This window comes from Paenibacillus pinisoli (assembly GCF_003605435.1).
Lineage (GTDB): Bacteria > Bacillota > Bacilli > Paenibacillales > Paenibacillaceae > Pristimantibacillus > Pristimantibacillus pinisoli.
Genome location: NZ_QXQB01000004.1, coordinates 196480 through 208885 on the forward strand (window position 1 = coordinate 196480; position 12406 = coordinate 208885).

At 53.9% G+C, this 12406-nt stretch carries 11 protein-coding genes; 9 read left to right on the forward strand and 2 right to left on the reverse strand.

The features are described 5' to 3' along the window. The first annotated feature begins 132 nt into the window (after positions 1 to 132). The 8 genes from D3P09_RS18080 to D3P09_RS18115 all read left to right on the forward strand — a co-directional run bounded on the left by D3P09_RS18080 (position 133) and on the right by D3P09_RS18115 (position 8148). Positions 133 to 1089: a nucleotidyltransferase domain-containing protein gene (locus D3P09_RS18080; RefSeq protein WP_120112805.1), complete on the forward strand. Its 957-nt coding sequence runs from the start codon at positions 133 to 135 to the stop codon at positions 1087 to 1089. Next, a complete protein-coding gene (gene uvrA, locus D3P09_RS18085) occupies positions 1086 to 4007 on the forward strand; it encodes an excinuclease ABC subunit UvrA (protein ID WP_120112806.1) in 2922 nt (973 codons plus the stop codon). The genes D3P09_RS18080 and uvrA overlap by 4 nt, the downstream gene beginning before the upstream one ends. A gap of 30 nt (positions 4008 to 4037) precedes the next feature. Next, positions 4038 to 4478: a DUF1801 domain-containing protein gene (locus tag D3P09_RS18090; RefSeq protein WP_120112807.1), complete on the forward strand. Its 441-nt coding sequence runs from the start codon at positions 4038 to 4040 to the stop codon at positions 4476 to 4478. A 160-nt stretch (positions 4479 to 4638) separates the two neighbouring features. Next, a complete protein-coding gene (locus tag D3P09_RS18095; protein ID WP_120112808.1) occupies positions 4639 to 5445 on the forward strand; it encodes an alpha/beta fold hydrolase in 807 nt (268 codons plus the stop codon). A 187-nt stretch (positions 5446 to 5632) separates the two neighbouring features. Next, positions 5633 to 6067 (forward strand): YciI family protein, encoded by a 435-nt coding sequence (locus D3P09_RS18100; RefSeq protein ID WP_120112809.1) that lies wholly within the window; start codon positions 5633 to 5635, stop codon positions 6065 to 6067. Then, entirely contained in the window at positions 6064 to 7338 is a 1275-nt protein-coding gene (locus D3P09_RS18105; protein ID WP_120112810.1) for an RNA polymerase sigma factor, read from the forward strand. Before D3P09_RS18100 ends, D3P09_RS18105 begins: the two co-directional genes overlap by 4 nt. A 13-nt stretch (positions 7339 to 7351) precedes the next feature. Next, positions 7352 to 7786: a YciI family protein gene (locus tag D3P09_RS18110; protein WP_120112811.1), complete on the forward strand. Its 435-nt coding sequence runs from the start codon at positions 7352 to 7354 to the stop codon at positions 7784 to 7786. A 20-nt stretch (positions 7787 to 7806) separates the two neighbouring features. Next, positions 7807 to 8148: a DUF1801 domain-containing protein gene (locus D3P09_RS18115; protein ID WP_120112812.1), complete on the forward strand. Its 342-nt coding sequence runs from the start codon at positions 7807 to 7809 to the stop codon at positions 8146 to 8148. On the opposite strand, the gene D3P09_RS18120 is transcribed toward D3P09_RS18115, so the two are convergent. Together D3P09_RS18120 and D3P09_RS28200 are read right to left on the reverse strand one after the other, a co-directional pair. Next, on the reverse strand, positions 8141 to 8959 hold the full coding sequence (locus D3P09_RS18120; protein WP_120112813.1) for an NAD(P)H-binding protein: 819 nt from the start codon (positions 8957 to 8959) through the stop codon (positions 8141 to 8143). The two genes, D3P09_RS18115 and D3P09_RS18120, sit on opposite strands and share 8 nt — an antisense overlap. Before the next feature lie 67 nt (positions 8960 to 9026). Continuing rightward, complete coding sequence (locus D3P09_RS28200; RefSeq protein ID WP_243644293.1) at positions 9027 to 9473, reverse strand: MarR family winged helix-turn-helix transcriptional regulator; 447 nt, start codon at positions 9471 to 9473, stop codon at positions 9027 to 9029. 456 nt (positions 9474 to 9929) lie between these two features. Here D3P09_RS28200 and D3P09_RS18130 point away from each other — a divergent pair, with 456 nt between their 5' ends. Then, the gene (locus D3P09_RS18130) at positions 9930 to 12341 is read left to right on the forward strand and encodes a glycoside hydrolase family 9 protein (RefSeq protein WP_120112815.1); all 2412 of its coding nucleotides are present in this window, start codon (positions 9930 to 9932) and stop codon (positions 12339 to 12341) included. The last annotated feature ends 65 nt before the right edge of the window (positions 12342 to 12406 follow it).

Here is a 12406-nt window from a genome sequence, read left to right on the forward strand (position 1 = left end):
TTTCCATACATCGGGATGGTACTATTTAACTAATTATATGAAACGGATTACAAAAATGATAAATTTTCGCCGCCAGTGGCATCAGTAGTTGAGAGGGTCAATTTCATAGCAGCCAAGAAGGAGTGGGATGGAATGGAAACAAGCCATGCAAACCCGATAATAGAGGTTTTTCGCGAGGCGCTTGAGAGATTTGTAGAGAAGATTAAAAGCGATGACCAAGTGATTGCCGCGATTCTCCTCGGAAGCATGTCCTACGATCAAGTATGGGAGAAGTCGGATATCGATATCAAGCTGATCGTCCATGATCAGAAGCTGGAGATTGGCTATACCTGTTTTGTCGAAAATGATATTCCGATCAATGCAAGCATTCAGACGCGCAATGAGTTCAAGCGGTGGATAGAGCGCTCGATGCAAAGCGCCTTCAGCCACTCTATGCTGGTGCGGAGCACGCTGCTGTTCACAAAGGATGATTCGATAGCCGAATATATGGACCAAATCCGCCATGTCGGCAAGCGGGACCGCGAGCTGCATCTCGTCATGCTAGGCTGCCATGCCTTGGGGCTGCTCGCCAAAGCGGAGAAGTGGCTGTACGTTAAGGACGATATGATCTATAGCGCCGCATGGATAATCAAGATGGCCGATGTGCTGGCCCAGATCGAAGTGGTCCTACAAGGTGAGGTTCCTATGCGCGAGGTCGTTCAACAGGCGCTCCGCTGCAATCCGGATTTTTTCAATGTTGTCTATACGGAGATGATAGGCGGCGATGTGAATCGAGACAAGGTAGAGTCGGCCTTGCTGGGGATTGACGATTACTTGAAGCAGCGGTCCGAAGCAATGTTCCAGCCTATAATCGCTTACTTGAAGGAAGAAGCGGACATCCGCACCGTAACGAATCTGGTTATGAGATTCCGCATGCTTATCCCGGTAGAGGCAGGCCCTATGGCATCTGCTTGTGACTTGCTGGCGGAGCAAGGCCTGATTACAAAGTGGGAATCGGAGACGAAGGCAACGCCGAAGAGCAGGGTGCCGCTGCTTGAGCCTGCTTATGCGTGCGATAATGACGAAATGGAGATGTGGGGGAACGGATGAAGACATTCATTGAGGTGCGCGGAGCAAGGCAAAACAATCTGAAAAATATCGATGTCAATATCCCGAGAGACAAACTCACGGTCATTACGGGCGTCAGCGGCTCCGGCAAATCGTCGCTTGCCTTCGATGTTATCTATGGCGAAGGACAGCGGCGGTTTCTGGACTCGCTGTCCACGTATGCCAAGAGCAGAATGAGCCAAGTGAAGAAGCCGGAAGTCGACTTTGTATTCGGTCTCTCACCGGTTATTGCCATCGAGCAGAAGAAAGGCATTCTCAATCCGCGCTCTACAGTGGGAACGATGACGGATATTTATGATTTCTTGCGGCTGCTGTTCGCCTCGGCAGGCGAAGCGAGCTGTCCGCTGTGCGATCATCCGATTCCAGTTCGTTCTTCCTTGCAGATGATTGAGCATATTCAGAAGCTCCCAGAAGGGACGGAGCTGGAGGTGCTGGCGCCGGTATACAAGCTATATGGCGAGACGTATGAAACGACTTTTGATGAGATTCGTGCCAAAGGGTTTCGAACGCTCCATATTGACGGCGTACGCACCAATCTGACCGATCACGTCGAGCTGGAGGAGGAAACGGATTGCCGAATTGACATTGTAGTCGATAAGGTTATCGTGAAACCGGATATTTACAAGGTGCTGACCAAAACGATTGAAAACAGTTTGAGCCTAGTCGGCGAAGGCTTCATCCGCTTCGAAATTGTATCGGTTCCAGACGGCGCTGTGTTCGATAAGGAGAAGTTTTACCGCCAATTTGCCTGTCCGGAGCATCATCTGACGATGGGTGAGCTTCAGCCCCATTACTTCTCCTTCAATGATAGCGACAGCGCATGCCGAACCTGCGGCGGCCTTGGCACCTTTATGAGAGCGGAAGCAAGGTTCCTGGTTCGGGATAGGAACAAGAGCCTGCTGGCTGGCGCCATTGAGCCCAAATTGCTAAGTACGGGCACCAAAGGCACATGGATCTGGGGACTTGTAAAGAGCATGGCGAAGCATTACGGCTTCGATCTGACTGTGCCTTTGGATGACATGCCCGAACCTGTGCAGGAGATGCTGTTTTATGGCACCAAAGGAGAGAAGTTTCCGTTCATCCCCGACGAGAGCTCAGGCAAGTCGCAGCACAGGCATGCGGGCAAGCTGATGACCTTTGCTGGATTTGTACATATCATCAATTGGTGGTACAAGCTGTTCCTGAAGCGGCAAGGCAGTCAGGGCGAAGCGGATTTCTACAAAAAAGTGATGATCGAGCATACCTGCCCGGATTGCGAAGGGAAGAAGCTGAGGCCGCAGCGGCTATGCGTCCGCGTAGGCGGGACCGATATTCATCAGATGAGCGTAATGCCGCTTAGCGAGCTGAAGCTATTCCTGGAGCATTTGACCTTTAGCGATACGAAAGCCAATGTGGGCGGACAGATTACGAAGGAGATTCTGACGCGTCTGGACTTGCTGCTCGATATCGGGCTGCATTACCTGAGCTTGGGCCGTCGCTCCGATACGATATCGGGCGGAGAAGCGCAGCGAATTCGGCTATCCACGCAGATCAGCTCGGGGCTGATGGGAATGCTGTATGTGCTCGATGAGCCCAGCATTGGACTTCATGCGAGAGACAGCGGCCGGATGATCAATACGCTGAAGAAGCTGCGCGATCTGGGCAACACCATTATTGTTGTTGAACATGATATAGATACGATACTTAGCGCGGACCATATTATCGAGATCGGTCCGGGGCCGGGAAGGGAGGGCGGAGGGCTGATTGCAGAGGGCAAGGCAGAGCAGCTGGCGGCATCGCCAGAATCGGTCACAGGCGCATTCCTCTCCGGTGCGCGCATGATTGGGGTTCCAGCCGAACGACGGCCCTTGACGGGGAAAGTCATTCAAATTCGTGGTGCGCGAGCGAACAATCTGCAGCGGGTGGATGTCGATATCCCTCTCGGTGTTCTCGCCTGCATTACGGGCGTGTCGGGGTCAGGCAAGAGTACGCTCGTGAACGAAGTGATGTGCAAGCAGCTGTTCTCCATCTTCCACGATGCCAGAATCAAGCCGGGCGAGCATGACTCGCTGACAGGGCACGAGCATTTGACAGGTATTATTACAATTGATCAATCTCCTATCGGCCGGAGCACACGCTCTAATCCGGCGACCTATGTCGGGTTGTTCGACCGGATACGCGAGCTGTACGCCGAGGCTGCTGCGGCGGCAGGCAGCAGATTGTCCAAAAACGATTTCAGCTTCAATCAGAAGAACGGCGGACGCTGCGAGAATTGCCAAGGCGAAGGCATCGTTGTGACCCAATTGCAGTTCATGCCGGATGTCGAGGCGATCTGTCCGGTGTGCAAAGGAACCAGATTCACGGATGAAGTGCTGGAGATCAAGCTGAAGGACAAGCATATCGCCGAGGTGCTTGATATGAGCATTGAAGAAGCGGTGGTCTTCTTCGAGGGGCAGACCTATGTTCAGCATAAGCTGAAGGTGCTGCATCAGCTAGGCCTAGGCTACTTGAGACTGGGGCAATCCTCGACGACGTTATCCGGCGGCGAAGCGCAGAGGATCAAGCTGGCCTACGAGCTGGGCAAGCTGAAGCGGGGCAGCCATAATCTGTACGTGCTGGACGAGCCAACGACCGGCCTGCATCATAGCGACATTCAGAAGCTGGTCGATTGCCTACAGCAGCTCGTCGATGCCGGACATTCCGTTCTGGTCATTGAGCACCATCTGGATTTGATCAAGGTTGCAGATTATGTAATCGATATGGGGCCTGACGGCGGAAGCAACGGAGGCCAGGTTGTGGCAGCGGGCACGCCGGAGGAGGTAGCCGGTGCGGAGCGATCGCTGACGGGCAAGTTTTTGGCGAAGCTGTTGGCGCCGCAGGAGAGGAGCGGTGCCGCGCAAGCCGGCCTGCTCATCCATTAGCAGACATATTCCAGAACGGAGGCGTCCTACATGCCAGCCAAAAGAAAGGAAGCCGGTTCACCCGGCGGAAGCAAATCGAGGTTGTCCGGTACGGAGCTAGTGGAAGCGTATATGAGGGAGCTGGAGCATCCCCTCAAGCTTGAGGCAGAGGCTGTCCGCAGCATCATATTGAACGCGCGCCCGGGAATCGGGGAGCATATCAAATGGAATGCGCCGAGCTTTCATATAGAAGGCGAGGACCGAATTACGTTCAACTTGCGGAAGCAAGATTGTCTGCTATTGGTGTTTCATACTGGAGCGAAAGGAAAGGACAGAGCGGGAGGCCGGCCGATTATTGAGGACACCACGGGGCTGCTCGAATGGGCTTCCCCCGACCGGGCGCTGGTTAAGCTGGGGAATATGGATGAGATCCGCGCGAAGGAAGCGCAACTGGTTGAAGTCATTCATAAGTGGCTGGATGTGAATCTATAGACAGTCTCGTGAGCGTGTACAAAAATCGATCCGCCAAGGATCGATTTTTTGTTATATGATGAATGCAAAAAAATATTTTGACTGTTTGTCGATTTCATCGTCAATCATTCGTCGTGTACATAGAAGCAGTACTTTAGCTCAGATTTGGGGAGGAATACACATGCATTATGCTATATCGAAGGACGGAACCAGGATTGCTTATGATCAGACAGGCCAGGGGCCGGCACTTATTCTGGTATCAGGCGCGTTCGGATACCGCAAGTTTGCCGGCGTAACCCAGCTTGCAGCCTTATTGTCAAAGCGATTCACCGTCTACAACTATGACCGCAGAGGCCGCGGCGACAGCGGCGATACGAAGCCTTATGCCATTGAGCGTGAAATCGAAGACTTGGAAGCTATGATTCAAGGGGCTGGCGGAGCGGCTTATGTATGGGGGCTGTCCTCCGGCGCTGTTCTATGTATGCTGGCTGCAGCAAGAGGCGTGCGGATGAAGAAGGTAGTCTTGCACGAACCGCCGTTTGTCGTAGAGAAGGCTGACAGGATCGTGCCTGAGCGCTTCGCCAGCCGCCTGACGGAGATGATTGACGAGGGGAAGCGGGGAGAAGCGGTCAAATATTTTATGACCAAGGGGATGGGTGCGCCTTCTTTCATCGTTGGCATGATGCGGCTGATGCCGGGCGTCTGGTCTTCGCTGACGGGTCTGGCCCATACGCTTCCGTATGATGCGGCATTGCTGGATGGTTATATGGAGGGCAAGCCGCTGTCGCCTGCGATGTGGCAAGGGATTGCGATGCCGGCTCTGGTGCTGGAGGGGACGGAAAGCCCTGCCGGCTTGCGCCATGCCGCCAAAGCGGTGGCAGACGTTCTGCCGAATGCGCAGCTCGTCAGCAAGAAGGGGCTTGGCCATACCAAAAAGCTGAATGCTGCGATGATTGCTTCGGAGCTGGAGGCATTTTTGCTGGCCTAATAGATTCGCAGAGCTGAAAGCTAGATACAAGAGCTGAAAGACATAGTAACATAATGGTAGAAAAAAACTTTTTGAATCTGTCGATTCGGTCGAACTTGATTCGTTGTGTAGATAGAAGCGCGGTTGATCGCCAGATGCAACAATCTGGCTCAGGCGATGCTGATCCCATTTTAGGAGGAATAAAGACATGAGATTTATGATGATTGTGAAGGCGACATCGGATTCGGAAGCAGGCGCAATGCCAAGCCAGGAGCTTATCGACGCTATGCAAAAGTACAATGAGGAGCTGGTGAAGGCCGGGGTGCTGCTGGCGGCAGACGGCTTGCAGCCTAGCTCGAACGGGATCCGCATCTCGTACCCTGAGCCAGGCGGGAAGCCGAAGGTGATCGACGGTCCTTTCACCGAAGCGAAGGAGTTAATCGCGGGTTATACGCTGATTGAGGTGAAATCGCGCGAAGAGGCGGTCGAGTGGGCGCTGCGCATGCCGGACCCGCATGGATTCGGGCAGGGAGAGATTGAGCTGAGACAGGTGTTCGATGTGGAGGACTTGATGGAGGACCCTGATACATTGGCGAAAGAGGCAGCGCTTCGGAAGCAAGTGGAGCAGCAAAGGAAAGCGTGAGCCGCGCATCCGCACACCGCACGGCCGATGCGATCTGGCGCATGGAATCGCCTAAGCTGATAGCGAGTCTGACGCGAATGGTACGCGATGTCGGGTTGGCGGAGGACCTCGCTCAGGACGCTCTGGTTATTGCGCTTGAGCGGTGGCCGGTGACCGGCATTCCGGATAATCCGGGAGCCTGGCTGATGACGACAGCCAAGCGGCGCGCCATCGATCTGCTGCGCAGGAACAAGGTTGGCGAGCGAAAGCATGAGGAGCTTGCCCGTCATGCGGCTCTATATACAGAGGCGGATATCGATGGCGCGATAGACGGGGAGGTCGGCGATGATCTCCTGCGTCTGATCTTCCTCACCTGCCATCCCGCGCTATCGGCCGAGGCTCGCGTTGCGTTGACGCTGCGGCTGCTTTGCGGGCTTACGACGGATGAGATCGCCCGTTCTTATCTTGTGGCTGAGCCGACCATTGCGCAGCGCATCGTTCGGGCCAAGCGGACGCTTAATGCCAAGGGCGTCCCGTTCGAGGTGCCGGAGGGCAAAGAGCTTAAGGAAAGGCTTGCCGCTGTGCTGGAAGTGATCTATCTCATGTTCAATGAGGGGTATTCGGCAACGTCGGGGGAGAATTGGACAAGGCCCCTCCTCTGCCAGGAAGCGTTAAGGCTGGGGCGTGTCTTGGCCGAGATTGCGCAGGATGAGCCGGAGGTGCACGGACTCGTCGCTCTCATGGAGATTCAAGCCTCGCGTTTGAAGACCAGAATAGGCGCGGGCGGAGCACCGATTCTTCTCAAGGATCAGAATCGCGCATTATGGGATCGCCTGCTGATCCGCCGCGGATTTGCGGCACTGGAGCGCAGCCGCAGGCTTGGCAGAGCGCTGGGGCCCTATTCTCTGCAGGCGGCGATTGCCGCATGCCATGCTGAGGCCACATCGGTGGAGGATACGAATTGGGTCCGCATTGCAGCACTCTATGAAGCGTTGTCGACCCTCTCGTATTCGCCGATTGTAGAGCTGAACCGCGCAGTTGCGGTATCCATGGCTTTTGGCCCCGCATTCGGACTGCAGATTGTCGATGCGCTTCATGGCGAGCCGTCGCTGCTCAGCTATCATCTGCTGCCAAGCGTTCGCGGCGATCTGCTGATGAAGCTGGGGCGGTATGGGGAGGCTGCAGGCGAGCTAGAGCGCGCAGCGGACATGACGAGGAATGAGCGGGAACGGGAGCTGCTCTTGGGCAGGGCAGCCGAATGCAAGGAGAAGTTAAAGCCAAGCACGGAATAAAGGCGGTGATGAAATGCGGTTTATGTTAATGGTGAAAGCGACGGGCTATTATGAGGCAGGCATAGATGGCGGCAAGGAGCTATACGCAGCGAGAGCCGCCTTCCAAGATCATATGCGGGCAGCAGGCATCCTCCAGTCAAGCGAAGAGCTTCTGCCTAGCGCCAGCGGCATCCGAGTTGTATTCCCGCCGGGCGGCGAAGCGCCGGCGATGCTGCCGGGTCCTTTTTCGCCGGAGCAAGAATGGATTGCCGCTTATACGGTTATTGATGTAGAGACGGAGGAAGACGCGCTGAAGTGGGCGCTTCGCATGCCTCTACCTCCGGGGCAGGGCGAACATATCGTTGAGGTGCGCAGGCTGGCATCCACGGTGGCAGATACAGCTCTTGATGCGAGAACTAAGGCGCTCAGCGCCGATCTGCAAGATCATTTAAGCCTGCTGAATTCATAATAGCTAAGGAGAGAGAATAGATGAATCAAGAGATTAAAGATTTGATTGACGGACTGAAGGAAGCCTGGCAGCAGGAGCTGTGCGCTCAATTGCGCGACGTTGTATATGAAGCGATACCGGAAGCGCAAGAGAGATTGCAGTATAAGAAGCCGCATTTTCTGAAAAACGGAAAATACGCCGCTGTGATCTCGACCTCCAAGGACGCTGTAAGCTTCACCATTTTCCATGCCGCTGAGCTGGAGCTACCGGAAGGCGAGTGGGACGGGCCGGCTGAGCGGAAGACGCGGAAATTCCGCAAAGGGGACGCGGTTGAAGCGAAGCAGCTCGCCGCATGGCTCGCGCAAACTTCCTCTTCTATTTAAGAGGCAGCGCAAATGGCTGGATGCTTTCCTTGAGCGGAGTAGCAGGGCGCTCCATCAGCCGTACCAGATCGCCGGTTGTGGAAGCCGTATTGATGCTGCGGAGGAAACCGAACATCCAGTGCTGAAGCTCAGTATCCTGGATCAAAGAGACCGGTTTGCCCGCAAGCTCAGACAATGCGCCAGCAAGCTCCTCGAAGGTCCATGCTTTCGGCGCGGTCAGCTCATAGGTTTGCTGCTCATGGCCTGGACTAGTCAGAGCTGCGGCAATGGCGACGGCGAGATCGGGGCGGATAACGGAATTAAAACGCCAATGGCCGGGCTGAACCCGCAGCTCGCCCTTCGCAACAGCTGAACGGAGATCTAGAACCTCTACAAAGTCGGAATAGATCGCATGGCGGAATATCGTGTAGGGAACGCCAGAGGCATGAATGGCTTTTTCGGTTGCGGCATGCAGCCGGGTTAAGGATATGGCGCCGTCTTCGGGAAACGCAAAGCTCGTATAGAAAAGCTGTCCAATCTTTGATTGCTTGGCGGCTTCGATTACGCTCGAATGCTGGAGCAGGCGCAGGCCATCATCATGATGCGGGCTGGAGATGAACAGCAGGCGCGATGCGCCATGAAAGGCTTGCTCCAGCGTCTCTGGCCGGTCATAGTCGCAGTGGCGAACGGCAATCCCCAGTTTCTCGAAATCATGCCGATGCTCCGTATTGCGTATGCAAGCCACAAGCTCAGCCGCTGGCACGCGTTGCAGCAGCTCCTGAATGACAAGACGGCCGAGCTTTCCGCTCGCTCCTGTAATTGCGATAGGCATAGTGAATCTTCCTTTCCATGCGATAATAGAATTTAGTTAAGGACTTAACCAGTTGGATAAAAAAGAGCTAAGCTCTTTTCAGCTTCTGCAGCAGCGCCTGGAGCTGGTTCAACTCGGCCTCATCCAGCACGCTCATCCTTTCGGCGATTCGTTCCCGATTGCGGGGCAGATGCTGAAGCAGCAAACTTTGCCCTTGCCCGGTAATCGTTATGACCGATTTGCGCCCATCCCTCAGATGCGGCTCCCGCCGGATAAGGCCGTCCTTCTCTAACGGTCCGAGCAACAGGCTGATATTGGCCTTCGTGACCCCGATTTTTTGCGCCAGCTTCGAAGGAAGCAAGGTGCCCCCGTCCTTCATCAGCTCCACTAATATCCGTATGCGGGCTCCGTTCACGCCTTGCGCCTGCCAATACGATTCGGATACGTCGACAAGCTGCGCCGTCGTTTCGACCAGAGCAAAGAAAACCTGATTATGCAGAGGCAAATCGATGACGTATTGCTGCAGATCCTTCAAGCGAAACTCTCCTTCTTCAAGGCATTTGGTTAAGTGCTTAACTATAATAAATGTAAAGCGTGCCAGGGCGGCTGTCAATATCGGATTCTCGAGCCTGCTAGAGCACAACGGAGCATAAGAGGTCGTCTCCTTGGCTAAAGTAATCGTTATACTGGCAACGAAGAGATAATCCTGTCCTATCAAAAGCTGTTTGAAATTTGGTAACAGTACCAAATCGGTGATAATTAAGTAAAAAGGAAGCAAGATTAGCTCGCAATCTAAGTAAACACTTTTAAGGAAACAGCAGTGGCATGGAGTGCGATAATTGCGAGGGAATCCAGATTCTATAAGGAACAATCGTGTTGCCGTTGACACAATCGCATCCATTTGTTATGCTCCAATTAGTAGACATCAGTTATAGCATTGAATTTTGGTAACGTTACCAAATTGACATCCGAGTGTCAGGGGGAATGGCAAGTGGCATCCAAACCGTTGGAGAAAGAAATTTTGCTGTCGAATATCATTCATAAGCCGCTTAAGATTGACGAGAGAGCATCCCTTGAAGCGGACAGCCTGAAGAAGAAGGTGCTGGAACGTGTTGTCATATTGGACTCGGAACAAGGCGCCGATCAGTGGCGGCATAGAGGCGATGGCGAGTCCCGTTTTATCGATGGCATGCTGGAGCTGTCCTCACCGAATCTGATGGATCATTGGCCGGAAGGCTCGCCAAGCGATGGCGATTACAGCACATATGGGCCTGTAGCGGCATACCGTTCCTTCGACCATGAGAGCTGGGAGAGCTACAACCGCATATCCTTCGAGATTTACCCCGATTGCAGCGGCATGGCGAATCCGCATATTAAGGTAGCTATTCGCAATGACGGCAAAATCAAGATTCCGGATATGTATTTTCGTGAAGGCTTTAACGTCATTAATCTGAAAAACAAACAATGGAATCAGTGCTCGATGGAAATCCCTGATCTGCCGAGGGATGAAATTACGGAACTGAGCTTCAAATACGATATGTACGGCAAGGACCGGGCAACTGGAGATACCGTAAAATATTTCATCAAAAACGTGCATTTGGAGAAAGTAGAGTACCCGAATATCTCCAAAGGGTGGCAGCCGCGCCACAAGGATGTGATCTTCTCGCATAACGGCTATCATCCTGACCATGCCAAAACGGTTCTAATCGCTGGCAAGCGCGAGGCTTCCTTCAGCGTCATGCTGCTGGAGACCGGGGAGGAGAAGTTCAGCGGCCAGGTGCAAGCGGCTGAGACGACGATCGGCTCCTTCTCGGTTGCTGACTTCACACCGCTTGCGGAAGAAGGAACCTATGTCATCCGCATAGGCGACCTGATCTCGAAGCCGTTCCGGATCGGCTGCAGCGTCGACCGCTGGGAGGATTCGATCTGGAAGTCGCTCAACTTCATCTATTGCGAGCGGTGCGGCTGCCCGGTTCACGGCATTCACGGGTCTTGCCACGCGGATATTACCGCGAAGCATGATGGCGGCATGATTATTTTCAACGGCGGCTGGCACGATGCCGGCGACGTCTCTCAGCAGCTGGTGCAGACGGCTGAAGTGGCATTGTCGCTGTATGAGATGGCGGAGCAGGTGAAAGAGCATAATTTGCCGCTGTATCTGCGTCTCGTAGAAGAAGGGGAGTGGGGTGTCGACTTCCTGCTTAAGACAAGGTTCGGAGACGGCTACCGGGCGACAAGCGCCGGCATCCGCATCTGGTCCGACGGCATTATCGGCAATATGGACGACATGTATGCCCGTGTGCATAACAATCCTTATGAGAACTTTATCTGCTCCGGTATCGAAGCGAAGATCTCCATGCTGATGGAGGAAGGCAATATTCTGAAGGACAAGCTGGCGCAGGTTGCCTTGCAGGACTTTCAATATGCCGTTGAAGAGTTCGAGAAGGACGGCTTCTCCAGGCAGCCGATTTTCTGGGAGCATACTTATATGACGTCTGAGAGCTTATTCCTGGCTACGGCATCATGGGCGGCATCCTTAATGTACAACCTGACCGGCGAAGAGGAATATGCCCGCAAGGCTGAACGCTACCTGGACGATGTCATCGCCTCTCAAGAGGCGGAAGGCATCCGTACCGATGCGGGAGAGATGGTGGCAGGCTTCTTCTATCGCAATCCAGAACGGAAAGTAGCCATGCACTTCAACCATCAGGCCAGAGAGCATCTGTATCTGATGGCGTTCAGCGAGATCCTCGGGACGCAGCCGGATCATCCGAAGAAGGCGCGCTGGATGGAAGCCGTAGAACGATACGGTTCTTATATCAAGTTCCTGACCGCTTATACAGCGCCTTATCCGATGCTTTCGAGCGGCATCTATCATATTGACGAGCATAAGGACCAAGCGAGCTTCGACGTTCAGCATTTGCTTGTCGGCGACAAAGCGAAGGAGCAATATGGCGAGCAGCTTCGGCAGGGCGTTCGATTGAACAACGAGTATTATTTGAAGCGGTTTCCGGTCTGGTTCTCCTTCAAAGGGAATAACGCGATCGTGCTGTCCACAGGCAAGGCGGCGGCGCTGGCCGGTCTTCTCCTGAATGATCGGAAGCTGATCGAGATTGCGGAGGAGCAGCTGCACTGGATTGTAGGCAAAAATCCGTTCAACCAATCTCTGATGTATGGAGAGGGCTACAACTTTGCCCAGCAATATACTGTACTCAGCGGCGAGATGGTCGGCGAGATTCCGGTAGGCATACAAACCTTCGAGAATGAGGACGTTCCGTATTGGCCGCAGATGAACAGTGCTACTTATAAGGAAGTATGGGTTGGACTGGCGGGCAAGTGGATGACGCTTGCGGCCGATCTCTATGCTTACGACAAGCAGCAGGGCAAGTTCCCTAACGTATAGCTTTTGCAGCCTCAGTCCAGTCATCCGCTGGCTGAGGCTGTTTTAGATAGCGCGTTTTAAGAGAA

Excerpts from the sequence above, each read along its gene's own strand:
- D3P09_RS18100 (WP_120112809.1), top strand. The coding sequence starts at position 5,633 with ATGAGATTTATGATGATTGTGAAGGCGACATCGGATTCGGAAGCAGGC.
- D3P09_RS18115 (WP_120112812.1), top strand. The coding sequence starts at position 7,807 with ATGAATCAAGAGATTAAAGATTTGATTGACGGACTGAAGGAAGCCTGG.
- D3P09_RS18120 (WP_120112813.1), bottom strand. The coding sequence starts at position 8,959 with ATGCCTATCGCAATTACAGGAGCGAGCGGAAAGCTCGGCCGTCTTGTC.
- D3P09_RS18080 (WP_120112805.1), top strand. The coding sequence starts at position 133 with ATGGAAACAAGCCATGCAAACCCGATAATAGAGGTTTTTCGCGAGGCG.
- uvrA (WP_120112806.1), top strand. The coding sequence starts at position 1,086 with ATGAAGACATTCATTGAGGTGCGCGGAGCAAGGCAAAACAATCTGAAA.
- D3P09_RS18110 (WP_120112811.1), top strand. The coding sequence starts at position 7,352 with ATGCGGTTTATGTTAATGGTGAAAGCGACGGGCTATTATGAGGCAGGC.
- D3P09_RS18090 (WP_120112807.1), top strand. The coding sequence starts at position 4,038 with ATGCCAGCCAAAAGAAAGGAAGCCGGTTCACCCGGCGGAAGCAAATCG.
- D3P09_RS18095 (WP_120112808.1), top strand. The coding sequence starts at position 4,639 with ATGCATTATGCTATATCGAAGGACGGAACCAGGATTGCTTATGATCAG.